Consider the following 25,147-nt stretch of genomic DNA (forward strand, 5'->3'; position numbering starts at 1 on the left):
AGATAACGTGCTGATAGTAAAGATATAATTCTGGCACTATAAATGCATAAACACATATTAGTTTTTACGTATCAGATATATTGACGCTATAGCGCTGGGGGTTCGACGCTGAACTCAAGATAAGGGCTGTATGCGTTATAGCAAATCACTTTCGTTTTATTAGGTTTTCCATGGATGATATTCCGCCAGCACAGGGCGACAACCCGGCTTTGGGCTCCCTAGCCCAGCAAGTCAGCCGATACCAGCAGGTTCTAGAGGTCATGCCGTCAGGTGTGATTTTCTTGGATCCGGGCGGTATTGTGCGCGAGGCCAATCCCGAAGCCATCCGTTTGCTTGGTGAGCCTATCATTGATCAGCGTTGGATGGATGTTATCCAGCGCGCCTTCTCCCCCCGTGATGATGATGGCCATGAAATCTCCCTGAAAAACGGCCGAAGGGTAAAATTGGCTATTTCAGCCTCTAACAGTGGCCAGCTGATTTTCATTACTGATATGACAGAGACCCGGCTGCTGCAGTCCCGGGTCAGTGAAATGCAACGCCTGTCGTCACTTGGCAAGATGGTGGCCTCTTTGGCTCACCAGGTCAGGACGCCGCTGTCCAGCGCCATGCTGTATGCCTCCAACCTGGCTGCGCCGAACTTGACCGCACCGATGCGCGAGCGCTTCCAGGGCAAACTTGTCGACCGTTTGCAGGATCTGGAGAAGCAGGTCAACGACATGCTTCTGTTTGCCAAGGGCGGCGATAACAAGGTGGTTGCGTGCTTTTCCCTGGAAACCTTGCTTAACGAACTCGATAGCATGGTTGAAGCCCAGGTGTTGGGTAATAGCGTTGACTTCAGTATTGATTGTGATGATGAATCCTTGGCCTTGCTGGGAAATGCCAATGCCCTTGCCAGCGCGCTCAGCAACTTGATCACCAATGCTATCCAGATGGCAGGAAAAGAGTGCCGGGTGGCGGTCAAGGTGATTGCCCAAGATGGCTGGGTTCACTTGGCTGTGCTGGACAATGGCCCCGGTATTGCCCCGGACATGCAACAGAAGATCCTGGAGCCATTTTATACCACGCGCCAGCAGGGTACCGGCCTTGGTTTGGCTGTGGTGCAAATGGTCGCCAATGCCCATAAAGGACGCTTGGCCGTGGAATCAGAACTTGGCAAGGGGGCATGCTTTACCTTGTCATTGCCGCTTGCAGATAGCGCGCTAGCCGAGCAGGGCAAGCAGCAACAGCAGCAAACACAAAACGAACAACAAATGGATCCGACAGGAGTGACGCAATGAACCCAAGCCGAGTATTGGTTGTCGAGGATGACGAAGGGCTACGTGAAGCGTTGGTAGATACACTGGCATTGGCCGGTTACCATTCACTGGAAGCCGATAGTGCCGAGCAGGCTCTGTTGGTGCTAAAGGCCAACACGGTGGATATCGTGGTGTCGGATGTCCAAATGGCCGGGATGGATGGCCTCGGCCTGCTGCGCAGCATCAAGCAACACTGGCCAAAGCTGCCGGTATTGCTGATGACCGCCTACGCCAATATCGAAGATGCGGTATCGGCGATGAAAGAAGGTGCGATTGATTATATGGCCAAGCCGTTTGCGCCAGAAGTCCTGCTCAATATGGTCAGCCGCTATGCACCGGTCAAGGCCGAAAGCGGCCACACCATCGCTGCGGATGAAAAGTCGCGCCGCTTGCTGGCGCTGGCCGAAAAAGTCGCAAAAACCGATGCGAGCGTCATGGTGCTGGGGCCAAGTGGCTCTGGCAAGGAAGTGATGTCCCGCTATATACACCAGCACTCCAACCGCTGCGATGGGCCATTTGTTGCGATTAACTGTGCTGCTATTCCGGAGAATATGCTCGAGGCGACGTTGTTCGGCTACGAGAAGGGGGCATTTACCGGCGCTATCCAGGCGTGCCCCGGCAAGTTCGAACAGGCGCAGGGCGGGACGATCCTGCTCGATGAGATCAGCGAGATGGATTTGAGCCTGCAGGCCAAATTGCTGCGTGTCTTGCAAGAACGCGAAGTCGAGAGGTTGGGCAGCCGCAAGAGTATTAAGTTGGATGTCCGGGTGCTGGCAACCAGTAACCGTGACCTGAAACAGTACGTTGCGCAGGGCAATTTCCGCGAGGACTTGTATTACCGCCTCAATGTTTTCCCGCTGGTGTGGCCTGCCTTGAGTGAGCGCCCGGGGGATATCGAGCCGCTGGCACAGTACCTGATGGAGCGCCATTGTGCCAAGCAGGGCCAGTCAGTGCCTGAGTTTTCTGCTGCGGCAGTAGCCAAGCTTAAACAGTACACTTGGCCGGGCAATGTCCGTGAGCTTGATAACGTTATCCAGCGTGCGATGATCCTGTGCCTGGGCCAGTCGGTTGCCGCATCCGATATTTTGCTGGAAGGGTTGGATTGGCTGCAGGCTGACGGTTTGCAAACATTGCTGGAGCCTACTGCGGGTAGTCAGGATACCTCTGGTATTTCACCTGCCGTGCCAGATGTAGCAACTGAGCAGCAAGTGGTTGATAGTGCGAAAATGGCAATGCCTGCGGATGGGTTAGGAAATGAGCTGCGGGAGCAGGAGTTTTCGATTATTCTAGACACCATTCGTGCTTGTGATGGGCGGCGCAAAGATGTTGCTGAAAAATTAGGTATCAGTCCAAGAACGCTGCGCTATAAACTAGCAAAAATGCGTGATGCTGGAATAGATATCCCAGTTTGAGCACCGCAATGAAGGGGGAATTCCTTCATACTTAAAATTATTATTTAAAAGAAATTTTGCTGGCAAGCGATATGCTTGACGAGCTTCTGACCGGTAGGAGAGACAAATGAAAGTAAATGGACTTCAGGCCGAAATGCAGGCCATGCAACTGGAAGCGTCCAATGCTTCCCGCCCGGCAACCGGTCAGCAGGTCAGTGCCGATTTTGGCGCAATGCTTGGTGATGCCATTAAAGGGGTCAACCAGATTCAATCACAGTCCAGCGAGTTGGCGACACGTTTTGATCAGGGAGACCGCAGCGTTTCCCTATCCGATGTTATGATTGCGCGCAATAAATCCAGCGTTGCCTTTGAGGCCACGGTACAGGTGCGCAACAAAATGGTTGAAGCGTACAAAGAACTCATGAATATGCCGGTCTAATTAGGAATTTAGTGCGTGTCGGAACCATCAACGAATAATGAGCTCGCCGTAGCCGGCAACTCACCGTCAACTGCGGTCATGGCCGATAGCGATCCGATGATCCAGAATCCGGATGCGGAAGAGAAGGGTGCCTCGCGTGTCGACAGTATGTTGGGCAACCTGGATGTGCTTCGCCAGGTTGTTTTGGTGCTGTCGGTGGCCATTTGTGTCGCTTTGATTGTCCTAGTCGTTTCTTGGATCAAAGAGCCGGAAATGCGGCCGCTTGGTACCTATGAAACCGCAGAGCTGATTCCGATCCTCGATCACTTCGACCAGAAGAAAATCAACTATACCCTAGATGGCAATACCATCCGGGTGCCTGCCGACAACTTCTCTTCCATCAAGCTTGAGCTGACCCGTGCCGGTTTGAACCAAACGGCTGCTGTGGGGGATGATATCCTGCTGCAGGATATGGGATTTGGCGTGTCCCAGCGCCTAGAGCAAGAGCGTTTGAAGCTCAGCAGGGAGCGGCAGCTAGCAAGGGCGATTGAGCAGATCCGCCAGGTCCGCCAGGCGCAGGTACTGCTGGCGATGCCAAAGCAAAGCGTGTTTGTCCGCCATAACCAGGAAGCGTCAGCGACTGTCTTTCTGACGCTGTCGACAGGCGGCTCATTGGGTCAGCAAGAAGTCGACTCGATTGTTGATATGGTGGCAACCGCCGTACCTGGCCTTAAGCCAACTCGCGTTACGGTGACTGACCAGCATGGTCGCTTGCTGAGCTCAGGGACGGCCGATCCGCAGGCCACGGCCCGCCGCAAGGAATACGAGTTGGAGCGCAAGCAAGAGCAGGCGCTGCGCGAGAAAATCGATGCGATTTTGATCCCGGTGCTGGGGCTGGGCAACTACACTGCCCAGGTCGATGTATCGATGGATTTCAGCGCAGTCGAGGAAACCCGCAAGCAGTACGATCCGGCGTCACAGTCAACCCGAAGCGAATACACCCTGGAAGATATCAATAACGGCAGCATGGTTGCGGGGATCCCCGGGGCGCTGAGCAACCAGCCGCCGGCAGACAGTGCGATCCCTCAGGAAGTCAAAGAGTTGCAGTCAGGCGGTAGTGCCGGCAACAACTCCGTACACCGCGAGGCGACCCGAAACTACGAACTTGATACCACCATCCGCCACCGCCGTGCCCAAACAGGGACGGTTGACCGCCAGACGGTCTCGGTTGCCATTGACTACAAGCAGGTGGTGAACCCGGAAACCGGTGATGTGACCCGTGTTGCGCTGAGCGAAGCGGAGCTGGCGAAAATCTCCCGCTTGCTCAAAGGTGGTGTCGGCTTCTCCGAGATGCGCGGCGATATGCTGGAAGTGATTTCGGTGCCGTTTGCCGTTCCTGAAGAGCAAATGATTGCTGACCTGCCGATATGGGACCACCCGAATTTCAATACCTGGGTACGTTGGCTGGCGGCTGCGCTGGTGATCATCGTGATCATGGTTGTGATGGTGCGCCCGGCCATGCGCAAGCTGCTCTACCCGAACCAGGCGGCAGACGGTACGCCGCTTGATGAAAATGGCTTGCCTGTCCCTGCTGGTGGCCAAGAGTCAATTGACCTTATTGGCAGCGAGCTTGACGGGGTAGAAACCCTCGAGCTGAGCAGCAGCAACCTGGATCTACCAAACCTGCATAAAGATGAAGACCTGCTCAAGGCGGTACGTGCCCTGGTGGCTAACGAACCGGATTTGGCAGCGCAGGTTGTTAAAAGTTGGGTAACTGAAGATGGCTAACGAAGTCGCAACCACAGACAACAAGAAATTTGATATCACCACCCTGACTGGGGCGGATAAAGCCGCTATCTTGCTGCTGAGCCTCAACGAGCAGGATGCAGCGAGTATTATCCGCCATCTTGAGCCGAAACAGGTCCAGCGCGTGGGTGGCGTGATGGCGCAGATGGCCGACTTGAACCAAGAGAAAGTCTCGGCGGTGCACCGGCATTTCCTCGAAGATATCCAGAAATACACCAGCATTGGCATGGGTAGCGAAGACTTTGTCCGTAATACCCTGATTGCAGCTTTGGGTGAAGACAAGGCCAATAACCTGGTTGACCAGATCCTGATGGGGAGCGGCTCGCGTGGCCTTGACTCGCTTAAATGGATGGATCCGCGCCAGGTGGCGAGCATTATTCTTAATGAGCACCCGCAGATCCAAACCATCGTGCTTTCCTATCTTGAGCCTGAGCAGTCAGCAGAAATTCTGGCACAGTTCCCTGAGCGTGTTCGCCTTGACCTGATGATGCGAATCGCCAACCTAGAGGAAGTCCAGCCGGCGGCACTGCATGAGCTGAACGATATCATGGAGAAACAGTTTGCTGGCCAGGCGGGTGCCCAGGCTGCGAAAATTGGCGGCCTGAAAGCGGCAGCCGAAATCATGAACTATCTCGACAACAATGTTGAGGGTGCATTGATGGATCAGATCCGTGATAACGACGAAGACATGGCCACCCAGATCGAAGACCTGATGTTTGTGTTCGACAACCTGGCTGAAGTGGACGACCGCGGTATCCAGACCCTGCTGCGTGATGTACCGCAGGATCTATTGCAGAAAGCCCTCAAAGGGGCGGACGATATGCTGCGGGAGAAAATTCTGCGCAATATGTCCAAGCGTGCGGCTGAAATGCTGCAGGACGATCTCGAAGCCATGGGGCCAATCCGTGTGGCGGATGTTGAATCGGCACAGAAAGAGATCCTGTCGATTGCCCGCCGCCTGTCTGATTCCGGTGAGTTGATGCTGACTGGGGGCGGTGCGGATGAATTCCTTTAATCTCGTAAGCGTGAAGGCTAACTATGTCTGACGATAGGTCAATAGATCGCCGTCGGGGCTTCCTTCGGGTCTCCGAGCATCAGGCGCAGGAGCTGGAACGCTGGGCTTACCCGGATTACTCCCCCGAGCAAGACAGCCTGACGGAAAACGCCCTCAATTACGATCCGCAATGGCAAGTAGAGCCCCTTGACGAAGAACCCGAGCTGCCGCCGCTGACGGCAGCCGATCTGGATGAGATCCGCCATTCCGCCTATGAGGAAGGGCTCGGCGAAGGCCGTGCGTCTGGCCATAGCGAAGGTCTAGAGCAAGGCATGCAGCAGGGACTTGAGCAAGGTCTGCAGCAGGGGCTTGAGCAGGGCTTGGCCCAAGGTTTGGAGCAGGGCCTCGAGCAGGGTAAGGCACAGATTGATGAGCAGGTGGGCCACCTAGCCCAGTTGGTCGAAAAGCTCGCTACCCCGCTGCAGCAAGTGGATGAGGCTGTCGAGCAGCAGCTGGTCCAGCTTGTGACCGGCCTGACCCGCGAGCTGATCCAGGTTGAGCTCAAGACAAATCCCCAAGTGATACTGCAAACCTTGCGTGAAGGGATTGCAGCGTTGCCTATTTCTGCCCAGCAGACCATGATTCAGCTGCACCCTGATGATCTTGACGTTATCAAGCAGGCATACGGTGCAGAGAATTTGGCGGAGCGGCACTGGACGTTACAGGCCGAGCCGGCGATGAACCGCGGCGACTTGTTTATTGAATCGGGTAACTCAACCATTGATTACCAGATGGAAGCACGGTTGCGCCACCTGCTTGAGCAGTTTATTGGCCTCAATAGCCAGCCTCAACCTAATTCCCAGTCCCAGCCTCAAGCCCAGCCCCAGTCTTCTGCGCCCCAAGCGAACGGAGCAGGGTAATGGCCGGCCTGGCTGAACGTTTATCACGATACCAAACGGCGAATACTGCCTGCCGCCCGGTGGCGTCGGGACGCCTTGTCCGTGTCGTCGGTTTGACATTAGAGGCGATTGGTTGCCGGGCTCCGGTTGGCAGCCTGTGTAAGGTGGAGACGCTAAGCGGCGAAATGGAAGCCGAAGTTGTCGGCTTTTCGGGCGAAACTCTCTATTTGATGCCCAGTGAGCAGCTAACCGGGGTGATGCCCGGGGCTCGGGTGACGCCGATCACTGAAGCCAGCGGGATCCCGGTGGGGATGGAACTGCTCGGCAGGGTGATTGACGGTGTCGGTAATCCGCTTGACGGGCTTGGCGATATCTTCACTGGCGAGCGTGCGGCATTCAATGCCGAGCCGATTAACCCCCTGGCGAGAAAGCCAATCAAAGAGCCGTTGGATGTTGGCCTGAAAGCGGTCAACGGCCTGCTGACCGTGGGCAAAGGGCAGCGTATTGGCCTGTTTGCCGGCTCTGGTGTCGGCAAGTCGGTCACCTTGGGCATGATGACCCGCGGTACGACGGCTCAGGTTGTGGTGGTGGGGCTTATCGGCGAACGTGGCCGGGAAGTAAAAGAATTTATTGATGAAATCCTTGGCAGCGAAGGGCGCCAGCGCGCGGTCGTGGTGGCGGCACCTGCCGATGCCTCTCCGCTGATGCGGCTCAAAGGCTGCCAAACCGCCCTGACTATTGCCGAGTATTTCCGTGACCAAGGGCTCGATGTCCTGCTGTTGATGGATTCACTAACCCGTTTCGCCCAGGCGCAGCGCGAGATCGCGCTGTCGGTGGGTGAGCCGCCGGCAACCAAAGGCTACCCGCCTTCGGTGTTTGCAAAATTACCAGCTTTGGTGGAGCGCGCCGGCAACGGTGGCGAGCATCAGGGCTCAATTACCGCTTTCTTTACGGTCTTGACCGAGGGCGACGATCTGCAAGACCCGATTGCCGATGCCTCCCGTGCGATTTTGGATGGCCATATCGTGCTATCGCGGGAGCTTGCCGATGCCGGGCACTATCCGGCTATCGATGTCGAACGCTCGGTAAGCCGTGTAATGCCTGCCATTGTGAGCGAAGAGCATATGATGATGTCGAAAGCGGTGAGGCAGGTGCTATCTATTTGCCGCAAGAACCAGGATCTGGTGTCAATCGGCGCCTATAAGCCCGGTACTGATCAGGCCATCGATCAATCGTTTGCCCTAAAGCCGAGGCTGGATGGCTATATGCAGCAGTCAATGAAAGAAGCCGTCCCTTACGAGATGTGCGTAAACATGCTGCGCTCCGTCCTGAGCGGCCAATAACCCGCAGCAATAAACAACTTGTTGTAAACCGACAAGGAGAAGGTGATGGCAGCCGACAGTGCACTTGAACTGATTTTATCCCAGAGCGCCGATGCTGAGCACAAGGCATCGCTGGCGCTCAACCAAGCCCGCATCGAACGGGAAAACTACCTCCAGCAACTGCAGCAGATAGAGCAGTACCGCTTGGACTATTGCCGTCAGTTGTCAGAACGCGGCCAGCAAGGCTTGACCGCCAGTGCCTATAACCATCTCCAGAAATTCCTGAACCAGTTGGATGAAACCTTGGTCAAGCAAAAGAGCGCGGGGGCACACTATGACCAACAAGTCGAGCAATGCAGCCAGCACTGGCAGGAAATGCGAAAACAACGGCGCTCGGTCGAATGGCTGATTGAAAAGAAACAAACCGACCGGCAGCGCTTGCTGGACAAGCAGGAGCAAAAGGCGATGGATGAATTCGCCACCATGCAGTACGCCCGCAGGCAAATGATGCAGTAAAGGTTTTGGCTTACTTCTTGCATTATCTGCATATAGAATACGGCCATCACGCGGTTACCAAGTATGTTTTTATCTCAATTTCTCAATGCAGCATCAGCGCCGGCTTCCGCTCCGGCAACGTCAAAGCCTTCTGCTGCCGCGGAAAGCCCCTCGGCAGAGCCGGACAAAGTGTTTGGCGAAACCTTGCAAGGCGCGATGGGGGAAGTACCGGCAGAATCGTCCTCAGCGGATGAGCAGCCCGTCGATGATGTTGCACAGGCTACTGATAAAAATGGAAAAGTGCTGACTGAAAAGACAGACGCCAAGTTACAGGAAGAGTCTGAAAGCACAGGTAAAGAGGAACCGCTGGCTGATGATGTTGATGGAGAAATTGCGCTATCAACAGTAGCACAGCAAGCAAATCCGGCTACAGTTGCGGCGACAACGGGTAATGCCAAGGCCGATGCTCAGGTATCGATGAGCGAAGGTGAGGAGTTGCTCCAGCGGCTGTCAGCTTCGCATAGCCAGCTAGGTACTGCCGCTGGGAGTGGGCATTCACAAACCGCAGAAGGCAAATTGTTGCCGCCTGGCCAGGAGGGCGATACCCAGCTCTCAGACGCTGCGGGTAAAGACGGCGGCCAAGTAGGCAAGGAGCTATCTGCCAAGGATCTTTCTACCAAAGAGCAGGCCGCCAAGGAGGCTGTAGCTAAAGAGGTATTGGCGAAAGATGGTTTGGTTGTCAGCGATGGTAAAACGGTAAAGGCAGACCCTAGCGGTAAATTAGCTCTTGCCGGCATGACCTTGTCAGGCGCTGATGCTGCTGAGCTAAAAAGTGCTCAGGGGGCTTCGCCATTATCAGCGAACCTAGTGGCGAACGGTGCGCAGCTTGGCGAGCCTGACAGTGCAAAAAATAGTGCAATAAACAATGCAATGAACAGTGAACTCACTGCGCTGATGGGCCAGGCCGGTGGGGCGAAAGGCTCAGCGGCGGCAAAAGGCAGTGCGGGTACCTTGCTGGCAGGTTCGTTGGATGACGTTGCTGGCACCAAAGGCGAAAGTACCCTATTGAATGGCGCAGAAACGCATGGAGCGCATGCGGCTCAGAGAGCGACTGCTGCTGGGATGGTATTGGCCGAAGCTGACAAGCCGGGCAGCGCCCAGCCGCCTTTGCTATTGAGCAAGGAGCAAGCCGGTGATCAGCTTGCTGACCGGGTGCAGATGATGATGTCGAAGAACTTGAAGCATGTAGACATCCGTCTGGATCCGCCAGAGCTTGGCAAGCTGCAGATTAAATTATCGATGAACAACGACCAGGCTTCGGTGCAGATCACCGTGGCCAACCAGCAGTCCCGCGACTTGGTCGAGCAAGCGATGCCTCGCTTGCGTGAGCTGCTTCAGCAACAGGGGCTCCAGCTGGCGCAAAGTACCGTGCAGCAGGATAGCAGCCGCCAGTTTGCCGGTACCTCACAGCAGGGACAGCCGGGACAACCGGGTTCTCCATCGCAGCAGGATACATCGCAGCATGGAGGACAATCAGGCCAGTCGGCAACACAGGAATTGGTGTCGGGCAATGGGATGCAGCCAGGCCCTGCTGATTTGTGGATGGCAGCACCAAAAGAAGGTGTTGATTATTATGCATAAGGGTTGAGTCTGTTAAACTGGCGCACAATAAAACAAATAACAAAGGAATAATTGAACATGGCAGATGAAGCACAAGCCGGCGGCAAGAAAAAGCTGATGATCATTGCCGTATTGGCCGTTGTTCTGCTCGCAGGGGCTGGTGCCGGGGCATGGTTTTTCTTCGGTAATTCTTCACCGGAAGCTGAAGTGGCCGAAGCAGGTTCAGCATCGCCATCAACACCGGCTGTTGTGGAATCCGCCTATTATGTCATTCTTCCCCAGCCTTTTATTTTCAATGTGACCGGTGATGCCCGTGACAGGCTGGTGCAGGTCAAGGTACAGCTGATGGTAAGGGGGGATAGCAATGAAGCTATCGCTCGCCAGCATATCCCACTGATAGAAAGTACATTGTTGCAGACCTTTGGGGCTGCGACGGTAGAGCAGTTGCGCACGCCAAATGGTAGGCTGGAGCTTCGCGGCCAGTCTCTGGCGGCAGTTCAGGGCGCGCTGCAAAAGGTATCCGGCCGACAAGCGGTCGAAAGGGTACTGTTTACTGGTTTTGTAATGCAATAGGTTTTATGTGAGTGACTTATTAACCCAGGACGAGATTGATGCGCTGTTGCACGGCGTTGACGATGTCGATGATGATGATGACGGTGGCCAGAGTGAAACGGGGGTCGTTTCCTTTGATTTCTCATCACAAGACAGGATAGTCCGTGGGCGGATGCCCACACTGGAGCTGATTAACGAGCGCTTTGCCCGCCATATGCGGATCAGCTTGTTTAATATGTTGCGAAAAACCGCCGAGGTGTCGATCAACGGGGTTCAGATGCTCAAGTTTGGCGAGTATCAGAATACCCTGTATGTCCCGACCAGCTTGAACATGGTACGTTTCCGCCCGCTCAAGGGCACCGCGCTGATCACCATGGAAGCACGGTTGGTTTTCATCTTGGTGGAGAACTTCTTCGGTGGCGATGGCCGTTTCCACGCCAAGATCGAAGGACGCGAATTTACCCCGACTGAGCGGCGCATTGTCCAGATGCTGCTCAAGCTGGTATTCGAAGACTACCGTGAGGCATGGTCGCCGGTGATGGGGGTTGAGTTCGAATACCTCGACTCGGAAGTGAACCCGACCATGGCCAACATTGTCAGCCCGACCGAAGTCATTGTTGTTAGCTCGTTCCACATCGAAGTGGATGGTGGTGGCGGTGATTTCCACGTGGTGATGCCTTACTCCATGGTTGAGCCGATCCGCGAATTGCTTGATGCCGGTGTCCAGAGCGACAAGATGGATACCGATGTTCGCTGGAGCAAGGCGTTGCGCGATGAAATTATGGATGTACCGGTTAACCTCAGGGCGAAATTGCTTGATGTCGATCTGACACTACGCGACCTGATGGAGCTGCAGCCGGGGGATGTGATCCCGATTGATATGCCTGAGGCGGCCACGGTCTTTGTTGAAGACCTGCCGACCTACCGTGCCAAGATGGGCAAGACGGGTGAGAATATCGCGCTCAAAATCACTGAAAAATTAAAACGTCCGGATATGGTGAAAAGCGACTTGGCTTTTCTCGATCGTGATGAATTAGGCTCGGCACTGTTGAACCTCCACAGTGACGATACAGACAATTAAGGACGAGATCCGAATAGGAACAAAACATGTCTAACAATGACCAACAAATTGCCGACGATTGGGCGGCGGCACTTGCAGAGCAGGCCAGTGACGAAGGGGCGCAGCCAGCGCCGTTGGAAGAGCTGACCGATGAGTCTGCGCCGATTGGCGATGACGAGCGCCGCAAGCTCGATACCATTCTTGATATCCCGGTAACGATTTCGATGGAAGTTGGCCGTACCCAGATCAGCATCCGTAACTTGCTGCAGCTGAACCAGGGCTCGGTGGTAGAGCTTGACCGGGTAGCCGGCGAGTCACTGGATGTGATGGTCAATGGCACCTTGATCGCCCACGGTGAAGTGGTCGTGGTCAATGACAAGTTCGGTATTCGCCTGACTGATGTGATCAGCCAGACCGAGCGTATCAAGAAGCTACGTTGATGATGGCGCCTGAACTTAACCTCGCCACTACGCTGGCATCACTGTTGTTGGTTATCGCCGTGATCGTATTGCTGGCATGGCTGATGAAGAGAATGAAGTTACCGGGCTTGCAGGGTGGCGACAGTGCAATCCGTATCCTGCGCCAGCTGCCTGTTGGCCAGAGGGAGCGTATTGTCCTGCTCCAGGTCGGTGAAGAGCAGATGCTGGTCGGGGTGACACAACACAATATTTCATTGCTCGGGAAGCTCGATTCCCCCATTGTTGAAGAGCAAGGCCAGGACGGCGGGGAGTTTGCCAGCCAGCTTGGCAAGCTGTTGAGAAAAAATGACAAGAACTAATTTCATTGCCGCCATCTTGGCGGCTTTTTCGCTTTTGTTGGTGTTGCCAGCGGCGGCAGAAACTGTGGCAGGTGCTGGAGGGGCAGGTACGACACTGAGCGAGATGCAAAATGAAGCCGGCTCGACCCAGATGTCCCTCACCCAAGGCGGAGGCAGTGGGATCCCGGCCTTTTCGGTGACCGTTAACCCTGACGGTAGCGAAGACTATTCGGTCACGCTGCAGATCCTCGCGCTGATGACGGCACTGGGCTTCCTGCCGGCCGTTGTGATCCTGATGACGTCCTTCACCCGTATCGTGGTGGTGATGTCGATATTGCGCCAGGCAATGGGTTTGCAGCAAACGCCGTCAAACCAGGTGATCATCGGCATTGCCATGTTCCTGACATTTTTTGTGATGTCGCCGGTGCTTGATAAAATCAACACCGATGCCGTTCAGCCCTATATCAATGAACAGGTGAGTGCTGCTCAGGCGCTGGAAGCGGCGCAAGATCCGCTGCGCCAGTTCATGCTCAAGCAAACCCGGGTCAAAGACCTTGAGACTTTTGTGGAAATGTCTGGGTCAGCCGCGACCGATCCCCAAGACGTGCCGATGACCGTATTGATCCCGGCTTTCGTAACCTCCGAGCTGAAAACCGCCTTCCAGATAGGCTTCATGCTGTTCCTGCCGTTTTTGATCATTGATTTGGTGGTAGCCTCGGTTCTGATGGCGATGGGTATGATGATGCTCTCGCCGATGATCGTGTCCCTGCCGTTCAAGCTGATGCTGTTTGTGCTGGTGGATGGCTGGAACCTGATCCTATCGACCCTGGCAGGGAGTTTTGGAACGTGACGCCGGAGTTTTTTGTCGAAATCTTCCAGGATGCACTCTACATGGTACTGATCATGGTCAGCGCCATTGTGGTGCCCGGCTTGCTGATCGGTTTGGTGGTTGCCGTTTTCCAGGCGGCAACCTCGATTAACGAGCAGACCCTGAGCTTCTTGCCGAGGCTGATCGTCACCTTGCTGGCACTGATGTTTTTCGGCCATATGATGACCCAGATGCTGATGGACTATTTCCACCAGATGATTGACTACATCCCACAGTTGCTGCACTGATGATGAATTACCCTGCGCCACTGCTATTGGATTGGTTGGCAACGGTATTCTGGCCGTTGACGCGGATTTCGTCGATGCTGATGGTGATGACGTTTTTCGGCGCCCGGTATGTTGCGCCTAAAATTCGCCTCTACCTGTCACTGTTGTTCACCTTTGCCCTGTTGCCGGTATTGCCGGTCGCACCGGTTGATATTCCGCTATTATCGCTGCAAGGGTTTATTACCACCGGCCAGCAAGTGGTCATTGGTGTCGCAATGGGGACAGTGACTACCTTTGTCACCCAGACGTTTATCTTGCTGGGGCAAATCTTGGGTATGCAGTCGAGTTTGGGTTTTGCCTCCATGGTTGATCCGTCCAACGGCCAGAATACCCCGGTGCTGGGTCAGTTTTATATGTTCCTGGTGGTGATGATCTTCCTTGCGACCGACGGCCATTTGGTGATGCTCAAACTGGTCGCGATGAGTTTCCATACCCTGCCGGTGGGTGAGTCGATGCTTGAAGCGGGCGACTACTACCAGTTGGCACAGTGGTTCGGCCATATGTTCAAGTTTGCCTTGAGTATGGCCATCGCGGGTGTGGTGGCTTTGCTGGTGGTCAATATGTCGTTCGGTGTCATGACTCGGGCCGCCCCGCAGCTGAATATTTTTGCCCTTGGCTTTTCCTTTGCCCTGTTGCTTGGCTTTGTGATCAGCTGGTTTTTGATTGCCGGTATTTTGCCGCACTACGAAGCGATTTGGCAGGTTGGTGTTGAGCAGGTATGTAGTTTGATTCGGTTGGATTGCTAAGGAGCGACAATTGCTAAGGAGCAATAATGGCAGAGTCTGACGGACAGGAAAGAACCGAAGAGGCCACGCCCCGAAGGCGGGAGCAGGCCCGCGAAAAAGGACAGGTTCCCCGGTCGAGGGAGCTGGCATCAATTGCCGTACTGGTAGCCGGTGCGGTAGGCATGATGTGGTTTGGCGAATCGCTTGGCAGCGGGCTTGGCGAGGTTATGTCGCGCCTGTTTAGCCTGACCCGCGAGGAGATCTTTGACCTTTCGCAGCTGTTTGGTTTGGTGGTGTCGGCGGTGGGCAATGTGCTGTTTCCACTGTTTACCTTTTTGCTGTTTGTCTATGTGGCGGCTTTCATCGGCGCGACTGGCCTTGGCGGGATCCGCTTTTCGGCACAGGCTGCGGCTCCAAAACTGTCCAAGATGAATCCGCTCAATGGTTTCAAGCGGATGATGGGCAAACAGAGCCTGGTTGAGTTGGTAAAGTCGATCCTCAAGGTGTTGCTGGTCGTCGGTGTGGCGTTTTTCTTGTTACGGGCAAGCCTGACTGATTTCTACCAGCTAAGCCGTGAAATGTACCCGCAAAATATCGTTCATGCGCTCGATATCCTGCTCAACTTTATCCTGCTGATCAGCTGCTCCTTGCTGGTTGTGGTGGCCATCGATATTCCGTTCCAGATCTGGCAGCACAACGAACAGCTGAAGATGACCAAACAGGAAGTCAAAGACGAGTTCAAGGACTCGGAGGGTAAGCCAGAGGTCAAGGGCCGCATCAGGATGCTCCAGCGTGAAATGGCCCAGCGGCGGATGATGGCGGATGTCCCGCAGGCCGATGTGGTGATCACCAACCCGGAGCATTTCTCGGTCGCACTGCGCTACGACTCCAAGATTGATTCGGCGCCGGTGGTTATCGCAAAAGGCACCGATTTCCTGGCATTGAAAATACGTGAGATCGCCAACGAACACGATATTGAAATTGTGCCTGCACCGCCCCTGGCGAGGGCGCTGTACCATACCACTGAGCTCGAGCAGCAAATCCCTGACGGGCTGTTTGCCGCCGTGGCGCAGGTGCTTGCCTATATTTACCAGCTCAAGCAGTACCAGAAAGGGCGGGGACGCAAGCCATCGCTGGCTAAGGAAGCCTCCGATATCCCGACAGAGTTTCGCTACTAACGCTGTTATTAATGCCGCTATAAACGCCGCTATTCACAGCTAATTACCGGCTGCCACCAACCCTTATGGCCTTTGTCAGCCTAGATAGCCTATTTACCTCTCATTTCGGGAAATAATGTCAAGAAAATGGCGTAAATTTAAGGCATGATAATTGCTAATCTGTGTATGCCGTTTGCTTTTTGTTTGTCGGCGAAAACGGTACAATAACGGCAATATAATGCCGAAACTCAATAACCCCCCTCGCAGATCCCACTCAATACTGTGTCGCTCGAAATGGCTCGCAATATATTGAAGGTGTCTTGGTTTAGCGGGAACAAAACCATTACAGACATTGCATGAAGCTATCTTTACCCTTTGCCGATAAGTTCAACCCTGCCCGTTTGCAGTCGATGCCTGCAATAGGCGCGCCTATACTGGTGTTGGCCACCCTGGCAATGGTCATATTGCCGATGCCGCCAGTGCTGCTGGACATGGCTTTCTCCTTTAACATTGCGCTGGCCCTCGTGGTGCTGCTGGTGACGATTTATACCCGCCGCCCACTGGATTTTGCCGCTTTCCCGACGGTGTTGCTGATAGCGACTTTGCTGCGACTTGCCTTGAACGTTGCCTCTACCCGGGTGGTATTACTGTATGGCCATGAAGGCCCGGATGCCGCTGGCCAGGTTATCGACGCCTTTGGCTCGGTAGTGATTGGGGGTAACTATGCCGTCGGCCTGGTAGTGTTCCTGATCTTGATGATTATCAACTTCATGGTCGTGACCAAAGGTGCTGGCCGTATCTCCGAGGTGAGTGCCCGCTTTACCCTGGATGCCTTGCCGGGTAAGCAGATGGCTATCGATGCCGATTTGAACGCAGGCTTGATCGATCAGGATCAGGCGCGTACCCGCCGTTTCGAAGTGACCAAGGAAGCAGACTTCTATGGTTCAATGGATGGTGCGTCCAAGTTTGTCAAAGGGGATGCCATCGCCGGTATCCTTATCCTTTGTATCAACATCATTGGTGGTTTGATTATCGGCATGAGCCAGCACGGCTTGGGCTTTGGCGAGGCGATTGAGATCTACAGCCTGCTGACCATCGGTGATGGCTTGGTTGCCCAAATCCCTTCTTTGTTGCTGTCCATTGGTGCCGCCATGATGGTGACGCGTCAAAATACTGACGAGGATATGGGTCAGCAGATGATTTTCCAGATGTTCAACAACCCGCAGGCGTTGATCATCACAGGCGGTATTTTATTTGTTATGGGTATTGTGCCGGGTATGCCGCACATCCCGTTCTTGTTGTTGGCCCTTTTGATCGGTGGCGTTGCCTATTGGCGCATCAAGTCCCAGCGTGAAGCAGAGGCGGCCAAAGAGCAGGAGGCCTCCACCGATGTGGTGGCTCCGCAATTGCCGAAAGAACTGTCGTGGGATGACGTCAAACCGATTGACGTCATTGGCCTGGAAGTTGGCTACCGCCTCATTCCAATGGTCGACAAAGACCAAGGCGGAGAGCTGCTCGAACGCGTGAAGGGTGTGCGCAAGAAATTGTCGCAGGACTTTGGCTTCCTGATCCCGGCCGTGCATATTCGCGATAACCTTGAATTACCACCGAATACCTACCGTATCAGCTTGATGGGCGTAGCCTGCGGCGAGGCGAATATCCACCCGAACCGCGAGCTGGCCATCAACCCGGGGCAAGTGTTTGGCAGTGTCGATGGTGAACGTACAGTCGATCCGGCTTTTGGCCTTGAAGCGGTATGGATTAACGACTCGCAGCGTGAGCATGCCCAGGCACTGGGCTATACCGTGGTGGATTCCGCGACCGTGCTGGCAACGCACCTTAGCCAGATCCTGACCAACCGCGCCGCCCAGCTGATTGGCTACGAAGAGGTACAGAACCTGCTCGATCTGCTTGGCAAGTCCTCCCCGCGCTTGGTGGAAGGTTTGGTCCCTGATCAGCTAAGCCTTGGCGTTATTGTTAAGGTGCTGCAGAACTTGCTCAATGAGGCTATTCCAATCAGGGATGTCCGGACGATTGTTCAGACCCTGGCTGAATATTCCAGCAAGAGTCAAGATCCTGACATATTGACTGCTGCTGTACGGGTTAGTTTGAAACGACTAATTTGCCAAGAAATCAATGGTATAGAGCCTGAATTGCCAGTTATTACGCTGGTGCCAGAGTTGGAGCAGATCTTGCATCAAACCATGCAGTCTTCTGGTGGTGAATCGACCGGCATCGAGCCTGGACTGGCTGAGCGCCTGCAGCGCTCACTGGTGGAGGCGACCCAGCAGCAAGAGCTCAAGGGCGAGCCAGCCGTGTTGCTGACATCGGGTGTATTGAGACTGACACTTGCGAAGTTCGTGAAAAATACAATTCCTTCATTGCGTGTGTTGTCCTATCAGGAAGTGCCTGATGAGAAACAGATCCGTATTGTCAATGCAGTAGGGAATTCATAGTGGCGGCAACGGCCTGATATAACGGGAATGTGACATTGAAAATAAAACGTTTTTTTGCCAAAGACATGCGAGCCGCGCTCACTCAGGTTAAGGAAGAACTGGGTGCAGATGCCGTTATCATGTCAAATAAAAAGGTCACCGGCGGAGTGGAAATTGTAGCGGCGTTGGATAGCGAGGAACCTCGTGCCCACCAGTCGCCAGCTGCAAGCAAAACGCGTGAAGAGCTGGCCAGCCAGTTCGACAGTGCCAAACGCCAACTGGCTGATGATAAGGTTCAGCTTCAATCCGCCTCAAGCCGGTTTGCCAAAGTATTGAATAATTTTACTGGCCAATCGGCGGAACCCGAGCAGGACAAGGGCAGTGAAGCAGATTCGCTATCGGCCCTGCTGCAGCGTCAGTCGAAGCATTATGGTGAAGACCCTCGCTATGGTCGCCATGATGAGCCGCAACAGCCAGCGAACCGTTCATACGGGGAGCGCAGTTTTAATAGCGGGCGCGGGCAAGAGCCTCAGCGCCGCCAGCCTGAGTCTTATTACAATGAGCCTGCGCCACGTCAGCAAAGCCTGCACAGTGATCGTCAGTCAAGTGATCGCCAGCTAAGTGATCGTCAGCCAAATGGCCGCCAGCCTGGCAGGCACCAGCTGGATATTGGAGACTACCGTCGCCCGGCCGTCCCTCAGGCCGAAGCGCTTCATAGCCCACGCTTAGCAGGCAGCCGCACTGACGCTCACCGCAGTGAGTCCCGCTTCGGTTCGCCACAGCAGCCGAAGAACCGCCTGGATCCGAGCCGCTATGACCCTAAGGCACGCAACCACAGTGCTGATGAAATTGACGCTATGCGCAATGAAATGGCTTCGATCCGCCGTTTGCTCGAGCATCAGGTGTCGGGGCTCATGTGGCAGGAAATGGAACGCCGCGAGCCCATGCGGGCAATGATGATCAAGCGGTTGGAAAAAATGGGGCTATCGCAAGAGCTAGCTGATCAGCTGGCGTGCTATATCCCGGAGGATGTACCGGCTAACGAAGCCTGGCCGGCATTGCTCGACCTGCTGTCTGACCAAATTATTACCACCAAGGACAGTATCTTGGAAACCGGTGGGGTTGTTGCGCTGCTAGGCCCGACCGGCGTCGGTAAAACCACGACCATTGCCAAGCTTGCCGCAAGGGCGGCCATGGAGTTCGGCCCGGATCAAATTGCCATGGTCACCACGGATACGTTCCGTATCGGTGCCCACGAGCAGCTCGCGACTTATGGCCGAATTATGGGCTGTCCGGTAAGAGTGGCTAAAGATGCTGAGGAATTGGCCGATATATTACATCAGCTGCGCCACCGCCGCTTGGTGCTGCTCGATACAGCGGGTATGGGACAGCGCGATATCAGGCTGTCGGAACAGCTAGATACCCTGATGCAGAACAGCGGGTCGCAAATTCGCAGCTTCTTGGTTCTGCCCTCGACAGCGCAGCGCCGGGTACTGCATGAAACCATTGAGCACTTCCGCCGGATCCCGCTATCGGGATGCGTGCTGACCAAGCTGGATGAGTCGCTGAGCTTGGGTGAGGTGATCAGTGTGTCGATTCAGCACGCCTTGCCAATAGCCTATCTTGCCGACGGGCAGCGGGTACCAGAAGACATTAAGGTCGCCACGGGGAATTACTTGGTTGCCCGGGCAAATGAATTACTTGAACAAGAGTTGAGCCAGCAAACCCACTTCTGGAGTAGTGATAGCTCCGAGAACCAGGGGGCAGACTTTTATGACTGAGAACGCCATGTACGATCAAGCTAGCGGCTTACGCCGTATGACACAGCTAACTTCAACCAAAGTCATTACCGTAACTGGCGGTAAGGGCGGGGTGGGGAAAACTAACGTAACCTTGAATATGGCGATCTCCATGGCTCGCCAGGGCAAGCGGGTAATGGTTCTCGATGCCGATTTGGGCTTGGCGAATGTCGATGTCATGCTGGGCCTACGTGCCAGGCATAACCTGTCGCATGTGCTGTCGGGCATGTGCGAGCTGAAAGACATCATTGTCGAAGGGCCTTACGGGGTGAAAATTGTCCCGGCGGCTTCTGGCACTCAGAATATGGCTGAGCTAACAGCCGCCCAGCACATGGGCCTGATCCGGGCTTTCAGCACCCTCGAAGAAGATATCGATGTGTTGCTGGTTGATACCGCGGCGGGGATCTCTGACATGGTGTTGAGCTTTTCCCGCGCAGCCCAAGATGTTGTTGTAGTGGTGTGTGACGAACCGACATCGATCACCGATGCCTATGCCCTTATCAAGATCCTGAGCCGAGAATACGATGTTCAGCGCTTTAAGATTGTCGCCAATATGGTGCGCAGCTACCGGGAAGGGCGCGAGTTGTTTATCAAGCTGACCCGGGTAACAGAGCGTTTCCTCGATGCCAACCTTGAGTTGGTGGCCTGTATTCCGCTCGACGACCGGGTACGCCAGTCGGTCAAGCGTCAGAAGCTGGTGGTTGAAGCCTTCCCGCGCAGCCCGGCAGCGCTGGCCTTGGGCGCGCTGGCCAACAAAGCGGCAACCTGGCCTGTACCGCAAAGCCCGGGTGGACATTTGGAATTCTTCGTAGAAAGACTGTTGGTCAACAACCGCCACCCGCGGGAGGTGCCGGTCAGTGAATAAAGCATTAACCTATGGGCGCTACCAGCAGAGCCCACAGGCATTTATCGAGCGGTATTCGTCACTAGTAAAGCGGATTGCCCATCACCTGATGGGGCGTCTGCCACCCAGCGTGATGCTGGAAGACCTGATCCAGGCCGGGATGATCGGCCTGCTTGAAGCCCAGCAGAACTATGACCCGACCAAGGGCGCGAGCTTCGAAACATTTGCCGGTATCCGTATTCGCGGTGCCATGCTGGATGACATCCGCCGCGGGGATTGGGTTCCCCGCTCTGTCTACAAAAACAACCGACGTATTTCCGAAGCCATTTCGGCACTTGAAAGCACTCTCGGTCGTGATCCCAATGATCAGGAAATTGCGGCATATCTCGAAATGACGCTAGAACAGTACCACCAAGCTTTAAATGATGTTAATTGTGGTCGTTTAGTGGGTATGGATGATCTTGGGGTAGCGGAAGACGCAGTTGCAACGGAAGAATCAGTTGAAGAAAATCTTCCCTTTCAGGGGGTTGTAGATGATAATTTTCGCCAATCCTTGGCCGAAGCCATCAAAACCTTGCCTGAGAGAGAAGCACTAGTTTTGTCCCTGTACTACGACGAGGAACTAAACCTCAAAGAGATAGGGGCGGTTATCGGGGTGAGTGAATCCCGAGTTTGCCAGATTCACAGTCAGGCGATGCAACGTTTGCGGTCTAAGTTGACTGCGTGGACTTCGTAATAAACACACTATAAAACACTGATAATTCAGTGGGGGCAACTTTGAATAAAAACATGAAAATCCTCATTGTTGATGACTTCTCAACAATGCGCCGTATCGTAAAGAATTTGCTGCGTGACCTGGGCTTCAACAATACCCAGGAGGCGGATGATGGATTGACTGCGCTACCTATGCTGAAGAAGGGCGGTTTCGATTTTGTGGTAACAGATTGGAATATGCCGGGCATGCAGGGGATTGACCTGCTCAAGCATATCCGTGCAGATGCCGAACTCAAGCACCTGCCGGTACTGATGATCACCGCGGAAGCCAAACGAGAGCAGATCATTGAAGCTGCTCAGGCTGGTGTCAATGGCTATATTGTGAAGCCATTTACTGCCGCAACGCTTAAAGAGAAGCTAGATAAAATCTTCGAGCGCATGCAGTAAGACACTTTCGGGCATCAAAGGACAATAATAACAATGATTACACTCGAACAGGCGAAACAGCTTGTCAGTATGCTTGAATCCGGCGATCAGGATGGAGCAAATACACTATTTACCCGATTGGTGTCAGATAGTCGTGATCCCGTCTACGAAGAAGTGGGTAAGCTTACACGCCAACTTCATGATTCGCTTGCTAATTTCCGCCTTGATCCCCGTGTTACCGATTTAGCAAAAACGGAAATCCCTGATGCACGCGACCGGTTGTCTTACGTGATAGACAAAACCGAGTCCGCCGCCAATAAAACCATGGATGCTGTTGATAGCATTCAGCCAGTGGCAGAGCAGTTAGGGGAGACCTTACAGCAGGTTTATCCAAGATGGCAGCGTTTGATGGGGGGGCAGATCGCACTTAACGAGTTTAAGCCGCTCTGCCACGATATCGACGGGTTGCTCACTCAGGTCGAGAGTGATAGCAATATACTGCGAACCCAGTTGACTGAAATTCTCATGGCACAGGACTTCCAAGATCTGACCGGGCAAATCATTCGCCGGGTGATCGAACTGGTTCATGAGGTCGAAGACCAACTGGTTGAAATTCTCAAAGCGTTTGGCATGGAACAAGATGACCGTACCGACCAGCTGCGTGAAGAAAGGATCCTTTCTCCGGAAGGGCCGATCGTCAACAGCGACAGTCGCGAGGATGTCATGTCCACTCAGGATGATGTTGACGACCTGCTGTCTAGCCTAGGATTTTAAGGGAACAATATGAGCTTTGATTTAGACGAAGATATCCTACAGGACTTTTTGATTGAGGCAGGGGAGATCCTCGAACTGCTTTCAGAGCAGTTGGTTGAGCTGGAACGCAGTCCGGAAGACTCGGATCTGCTCAACGCGATTTTCCGTGGCTTCCACACCGTAAAAGGTGGGGCTGGGTTCCTGTCCCTGACGGAACTGGTTGATGCTTGTCATGGCGCTGAGAATATCTTTGACTTGCTGAGAACCGGCAAGCGCGGCGTTACACCTGAACTGATGGATGTGATCCTCGAAGCGCTGGATACCATCAATGTGATGTTTGGTCAGGTACAGGAACGCGAGCCTGTTGAGCCGGCCGAGCCTGCATTGCTAGAAGCGCTGCACCGTTTCAGTCAGCCACCAACAGAACAAGAGTTGGCCCAGGCATCAGCCCCGACCTCAACACCGACATCAGTCCCCCAGATGACCGACCCGGTCGAAGTGGTAGACGTTGCCATTGAGTCAGCGATGGCTGCACCCGGCATCGAATCTGTTTCTGCCTCGGCTGTTGAGCCTGCTGTTGAAGCTGCGGCTGATGTGGCGATTGCAGGTGACTCTGTTGATGATATCACCCAGGATGAATTCGACCGTCTGCTAGACGAGCTACACGGTAAAGGGCGTGGTCCTTCTGCAGCGGAATCCTCACAGGATACCGCGCCAGCTTCCCTTTCCCCTGTTGCGGAAACAGATATCGTCAATCAGATCCAGTCTGAAAGCGGTGACATTACTGACGATGAATTTGAGCGCCTGCTCGATGAGCTGCACGGTGCCGGTAAAGGCCCGGGCAGCAGTGATTACAGCGCACCAGTTGCTAGCGAGCCCCAGCCGGCGCATTCACAGTCGCACCCCCAACAGCCAGAGCCTGCTGCGGTTGCCTCCGCGGCGCCAGCGGTCGACAGCAGTAATGATGACCTGATGACCGATGATGAATTCGAGCGTTTGCTCGATGAGCTGCATGGCGTTGGCAAAGGGCCGTCTGAAGACGAGCTAGACATGGCGACCAAGTCAGTGTCCGATATGCTCGCAGAGCCCCAGGCCCCGGCACAAGTGCCAGTATCTGCGCCTGCTCCTAAAGCTCGGATTCAGGCCCAGCCTGAAGCAGTACCTGCACCTATACCTGCGCCAAAACCGGTTGCTGCTTCTCAGCCAGGTGCTGAGAAAAAGGCAAAACCGGCGGTGAAGGAAAAGAGCAAAGCAGCAGAAGCTACCGTACGTGTTGATACCTCAACCCTTGATACCATTATGAACATGGTGGGTGAGTTGGTGCTGGTACGTAACCGCTTGGTTAGCCTTGGCCTTAATACCAACGACGAAGAAATGTCCAAAGCGGTGGCCAACCTTGATGTGGTCACGGCAGATCTGCAGGGCGCGGTAATGAAAACCCGCATGCAGCCAATCAAGAAAGTGTTTGGCCGTTTCCCGCGCGTGGTACGCGATCTGGCTCGAAACCTCAATAAAGAAATCGTACTGGAGATGCGCGGCGAAGAAACCGACCTGGACAAGAACCTGGTTGAAGCGCTGGCCGATCCGTTGATCCACCTAGTGCGCAACTCGGTTGATCACGGTATTGAAATGCCGGATGCCCGCGAGAAGGCAGGTAAACCTAGAACGGGGACAGTACTGCTGTCAGCCTCCCAGGAAGGTGACCATATCCTGTTGACCATCGAGGATGATGGCGTCGGTATGGATCCGGACAAGCTGCGTGGCATCGCGGTTGAACGCGGTGTGATGGATGCCGATGCGGCGTCGCGCCTGACCGATAGCGAATGCTACAACCTGATTTTCGCCCCGGGCTTCTCGACCAAAAAAGAGATCTCTGATATCTCTGGCCGCGGTGTCGGCATGGACGTGGTGAAAACCGGTATCAGCCAGCTTAACGGTTCAATCTCTATTGATTCAGCCTTGGGCAAAGGCACGCGTATTGATATCAAGGTCCCGCTGACCTTGGCTATTCTGCCAACCTTGATGGTCGGCGTGGCAGAGCAGCCATTTGCCCTGCCTTTGGCCAGCGTCAATGAGATCTTCCACTTAGATCTGCGCAAGACCAATACGGTTGATGGCCAATTGACCATAATCGTGCGCGATAAAGCTATCCCGCTGTTCTACTTGCAGGACTGGCTATCAGGCGTCGGTGTGCCGAAGCGTGAGCGTGACCATGGTCATGTGGTGATTGTCCAGATCGGCCACCAGAGGATCGGCTTTGTGGTTGATACCCTTATCGGCCAGGAAGAAGTGGTGATCAAGCCGCTGGATGAATTGCTGCAGGGGACGCCGGGCATGGCAGGCGCGACAATTACCAGTGACGGTCATATTGCGCTGATCCTAGATGTCCCGAATTTGCTTAAGCATTATGCGGGTCGCTAAAAAACAATAATAAAAAAATCAATGGCTTCCTTTAAACCGGGAAGCCATTGGCGTTATCTTATTAGTCTTAACCATAACTCATAGAAAGCCTTTTAAGGGCACAAGGTTA

General features: G+C 54.3%; 24 protein-coding genes. All 24 read left to right on the forward strand.

The annotated features are described in order from the left end of the window. Nucleotides 1–170 precede the first annotated feature (170 nt). A complete protein-coding gene (locus tag ACXAGQ_RS10875; RefSeq protein WP_475253886.1) occupies nucleotides 171–1,277 on the forward strand; it encodes a sensor histidine kinase in 1,107 nt (368 codons plus the stop codon). After that, on the forward strand, nucleotides 1,274–2,707 hold the full coding sequence (locus ACXAGQ_RS10880) for a sigma-54-dependent transcriptional regulator (RefSeq protein WP_475253887.1): 1,434 nt from the start codon (nucleotides 1,274–1,276) through the stop codon (nucleotides 2,705–2,707). Before ACXAGQ_RS10875 ends, ACXAGQ_RS10880 begins: the two co-directional genes overlap by 4 nt. A 106-nt stretch (nucleotides 2,708–2,813) precedes the next feature. Further along, the gene (fliE, locus tag ACXAGQ_RS10885; protein WP_475253888.1) at nucleotides 2,814–3,125 is read left to right on the forward strand and encodes a flagellar hook-basal body complex protein FliE; all 312 of its coding nucleotides are present in this window, start codon (nucleotides 2,814–2,816) and stop codon (nucleotides 3,123–3,125) included. Between the two features lie 15 nt (nucleotides 3,126–3,140). Next, on the forward strand, nucleotides 3,141–4,892 hold the full coding sequence (gene fliF / locus ACXAGQ_RS10890) for a flagellar basal-body MS-ring/collar protein FliF (RefSeq protein WP_475253889.1): 1,752 nt from the start codon (nucleotides 3,141–3,143) through the stop codon (nucleotides 4,890–4,892). Further along, nucleotides 4,885–5,925 (forward strand): flagellar motor switch protein FliG, encoded by a 1,041-nt coding sequence (gene fliG / locus ACXAGQ_RS10895; RefSeq protein ID WP_107299318.1) that lies wholly within the window; start codon nucleotides 4,885–4,887, stop codon nucleotides 5,923–5,925. Before fliF ends, fliG begins: the two co-directional genes overlap by 8 nt. 23 nt (nucleotides 5,926–5,948) lie before the next feature. Further along, the gene (gene fliH / locus ACXAGQ_RS10900; protein WP_475253890.1) at nucleotides 5,949–6,824 is read left to right on the forward strand and encodes a flagellar assembly protein FliH; all 876 of its coding nucleotides are present in this window, start codon (nucleotides 5,949–5,951) and stop codon (nucleotides 6,822–6,824) included. Continuing rightward, nucleotides 6,824–8,146: a flagellar protein export ATPase FliI gene (fliI, locus tag ACXAGQ_RS10905; protein ID WP_475253891.1), complete on the forward strand. Its 1,323-nt coding sequence runs from the start codon at nucleotides 6,824–6,826 to the stop codon at nucleotides 8,144–8,146. Before fliH ends, fliI begins: the two co-directional genes overlap by 1 nt. Before the next feature lie 45 nt (nucleotides 8,147–8,191). Further along, nucleotides 8,192–8,641 (forward strand): flagellar export protein FliJ, encoded by a 450-nt coding sequence (gene fliJ, locus ACXAGQ_RS10910; RefSeq protein ID WP_475253892.1) that lies wholly within the window; start codon nucleotides 8,192–8,194, stop codon nucleotides 8,639–8,641. A 63-nt stretch (nucleotides 8,642–8,704) separates the two neighbouring features. After that, nucleotides 8,705–10,261: a flagellar hook-length control protein FliK gene (locus ACXAGQ_RS10915; protein ID WP_475253893.1), complete on the forward strand. Its 1,557-nt coding sequence runs from the start codon at nucleotides 8,705–8,707 to the stop codon at nucleotides 10,259–10,261. 57 nt (nucleotides 10,262–10,318) lie between these two features. After that, on the forward strand, nucleotides 10,319–10,813 hold the full coding sequence (gene fliL / locus ACXAGQ_RS10920) for a flagellar basal body-associated protein FliL (RefSeq protein WP_475253894.1): 495 nt from the start codon (nucleotides 10,319–10,321) through the stop codon (nucleotides 10,811–10,813). A 7-nt stretch (nucleotides 10,814–10,820) separates the two neighbouring features. Beyond that, a complete protein-coding gene (gene fliM / locus ACXAGQ_RS10925) occupies nucleotides 10,821–11,873 on the forward strand; it encodes a flagellar motor switch protein FliM (protein WP_475253895.1) in 1,053 nt (350 codons plus the stop codon). 26 nt (nucleotides 11,874–11,899) lie between these two features. Beyond that, a complete protein-coding gene (gene fliN, locus ACXAGQ_RS10930; protein ID WP_107299325.1) occupies nucleotides 11,900–12,292 on the forward strand; it encodes a flagellar motor switch protein FliN in 393 nt (130 codons plus the stop codon). Next, on the forward strand, nucleotides 12,292–12,630 hold the full coding sequence (fliO, locus tag ACXAGQ_RS10935) for a flagellar biosynthetic protein FliO (RefSeq protein WP_475253896.1): 339 nt from the start codon (nucleotides 12,292–12,294) through the stop codon (nucleotides 12,628–12,630). The genes fliN and fliO overlap by 1 nt, the downstream gene beginning before the upstream one ends. Continuing rightward, the gene (gene fliP / locus ACXAGQ_RS10940) at nucleotides 12,617–13,459 is read left to right on the forward strand and encodes a flagellar type III secretion system pore protein FliP (RefSeq protein WP_475253897.1); all 843 of its coding nucleotides are present in this window, start codon (nucleotides 12,617–12,619) and stop codon (nucleotides 13,457–13,459) included. Before fliO ends, fliP begins: the two co-directional genes overlap by 14 nt. Beyond that, nucleotides 13,456–13,725 carry a flagellar biosynthesis protein FliQ gene (gene fliQ, locus ACXAGQ_RS10945; RefSeq protein WP_475253898.1) on the forward strand — a complete coding sequence of 90 codons (270 nt, stop codon included), beginning with the start codon at nucleotides 13,456–13,458 and terminating at the stop codon, nucleotides 13,723–13,725. Before fliP ends, fliQ begins: the two co-directional genes overlap by 4 nt. 2 nt (nucleotides 13,726–13,727) lie before the next feature. Continuing rightward, nucleotides 13,728–14,510, forward strand: coding sequence for a flagellar biosynthetic protein FliR (gene fliR / locus ACXAGQ_RS10950; RefSeq protein WP_475254724.1), 783 nt, complete (start codon nucleotides 13,728–13,730; stop codon nucleotides 14,508–14,510). A gap of 26 nt (nucleotides 14,511–14,536) precedes the next feature. Further along, complete coding sequence (flhB, locus tag ACXAGQ_RS10955; RefSeq protein WP_475253899.1) at nucleotides 14,537–15,667, forward strand: flagellar biosynthesis protein FlhB; 1,131 nt, start codon at nucleotides 14,537–14,539, stop codon at nucleotides 15,665–15,667. A gap of 335 nt (nucleotides 15,668–16,002) precedes the next feature. Beyond that, nucleotides 16,003–18,102, forward strand: coding sequence for a flagellar biosynthesis protein FlhA (gene flhA, locus ACXAGQ_RS10960; RefSeq protein WP_475253900.1), 2,100 nt, complete (start codon nucleotides 16,003–16,005; stop codon nucleotides 18,100–18,102). A gap of 35 nt (nucleotides 18,103–18,137) precedes the next feature. After that, nucleotides 18,138–19,862 carry a flagellar biosynthesis protein FlhF gene (gene flhF / locus ACXAGQ_RS10965; protein ID WP_475253901.1) on the forward strand — a complete coding sequence of 575 codons (1,725 nt, stop codon included), beginning with the start codon at nucleotides 18,138–18,140 and terminating at the stop codon, nucleotides 19,860–19,862. Beyond that, nucleotides 19,855–20,745: a MinD/ParA family protein gene (locus ACXAGQ_RS10970; protein WP_475253902.1), complete on the forward strand. Its 891-nt coding sequence runs from the start codon at nucleotides 19,855–19,857 to the stop codon at nucleotides 20,743–20,745. Before flhF ends, ACXAGQ_RS10970 begins: the two co-directional genes overlap by 8 nt. After that, the gene (locus ACXAGQ_RS10975) at nucleotides 20,738–21,460 is read left to right on the forward strand and encodes an RNA polymerase sigma factor FliA (RefSeq protein WP_475253903.1); all 723 of its coding nucleotides are present in this window, start codon (nucleotides 20,738–20,740) and stop codon (nucleotides 21,458–21,460) included. The genes ACXAGQ_RS10970 and ACXAGQ_RS10975 overlap by 8 nt, the downstream gene beginning before the upstream one ends. A 53-nt stretch (nucleotides 21,461–21,513) precedes the next feature. After that, the gene (gene cheY / locus ACXAGQ_RS10980; protein ID WP_039467413.1) at nucleotides 21,514–21,885 is read left to right on the forward strand and encodes a chemotaxis response regulator CheY; all 372 of its coding nucleotides are present in this window, start codon (nucleotides 21,514–21,516) and stop codon (nucleotides 21,883–21,885) included. Nucleotides 21,886–21,918: 33 nt separating this feature from the next. Beyond that, complete coding sequence (locus ACXAGQ_RS10985; RefSeq protein WP_475253904.1) at nucleotides 21,919–22,638, forward strand: protein phosphatase CheZ; 720 nt, start codon at nucleotides 21,919–21,921, stop codon at nucleotides 22,636–22,638. A gap of 9 nt (nucleotides 22,639–22,647) precedes the next feature. Beyond that, nucleotides 22,648–25,038, forward strand: a complete 2,391-nt coding sequence (locus tag ACXAGQ_RS10990) for a chemotaxis protein CheW (RefSeq protein WP_475253905.1) — start codon at nucleotides 22,648–22,650, stop codon at nucleotides 25,036–25,038. Nucleotides 25,039–25,147 lie beyond the last annotated feature (109 nt).

The organism is Photobacterium sp. ABD4_091 (genome assembly GCF_056160145.1).

Coding starts and splice junctions, on each gene's coding strand:
- ACXAGQ_RS10985 (WP_475253904.1), top strand. CDS start 21,919: ATGATTACACTCGAACAGGCGAAACAGCTTGTCAGTATGCTTGAATCC.
- ACXAGQ_RS10970 (WP_475253902.1), top strand. CDS start 19,855: ATGACTGAGAACGCCATGTACGATCAAGCTAGCGGCTTACGCCGTATG.
- fliP (WP_475253897.1), top strand. CDS start 12,617: ATGACAAGAACTAATTTCATTGCCGCCATCTTGGCGGCTTTTTCGCTT.
- flhB (WP_475253899.1), top strand. CDS start 14,537: ATGGCAGAGTCTGACGGACAGGAAAGAACCGAAGAGGCCACGCCCCGA.
- fliR (WP_475254724.1), top strand. CDS start 13,728: ATGAATTACCCTGCGCCACTGCTATTGGATTGGTTGGCAACGGTATTC.
- fliH (WP_475253890.1), top strand. CDS start 5,949: ATGTCTGACGATAGGTCAATAGATCGCCGTCGGGGCTTCCTTCGGGTC.
- fliI (WP_475253891.1), top strand. CDS start 6,824: ATGGCCGGCCTGGCTGAACGTTTATCACGATACCAAACGGCGAATACT.
- fliL (WP_475253894.1), top strand. CDS start 10,319: ATGGCAGATGAAGCACAAGCCGGCGGCAAGAAAAAGCTGATGATCATT.
- fliN (WP_107299325.1), top strand. CDS start 11,900: ATGTCTAACAATGACCAACAAATTGCCGACGATTGGGCGGCGGCACTT.
- cheY (WP_039467413.1), top strand. CDS start 21,514: ATGAAAATCCTCATTGTTGATGACTTCTCAACAATGCGCCGTATCGTA.
- fliJ (WP_475253892.1), top strand. CDS start 8,192: ATGGCAGCCGACAGTGCACTTGAACTGATTTTATCCCAGAGCGCCGAT.
- ACXAGQ_RS10880 (WP_475253887.1), top strand. CDS start 1,274: ATGAACCCAAGCCGAGTATTGGTTGTCGAGGATGACGAAGGGCTACGT.
- fliG (WP_107299318.1), top strand. CDS start 4,885: ATGGCTAACGAAGTCGCAACCACAGACAACAAGAAATTTGATATCACC.
- fliO (WP_475253896.1), top strand. CDS start 12,292: ATGATGGCGCCTGAACTTAACCTCGCCACTACGCTGGCATCACTGTTG.
- fliE (WP_475253888.1), top strand. CDS start 2,814: ATGAAAGTAAATGGACTTCAGGCCGAAATGCAGGCCATGCAACTGGAA.
- ACXAGQ_RS10875 (WP_475253886.1), top strand. CDS start 171: ATGGATGATATTCCGCCAGCACAGGGCGACAACCCGGCTTTGGGCTCC.
- ACXAGQ_RS10990 (WP_475253905.1), top strand. CDS start 22,648: ATGAGCTTTGATTTAGACGAAGATATCCTACAGGACTTTTTGATTGAG.
- ACXAGQ_RS10915 (WP_475253893.1), top strand. CDS start 8,705: ATGTTTTTATCTCAATTTCTCAATGCAGCATCAGCGCCGGCTTCCGCT.
- flhA (WP_475253900.1), top strand. CDS start 16,003: ATGAAGCTATCTTTACCCTTTGCCGATAAGTTCAACCCTGCCCGTTTG.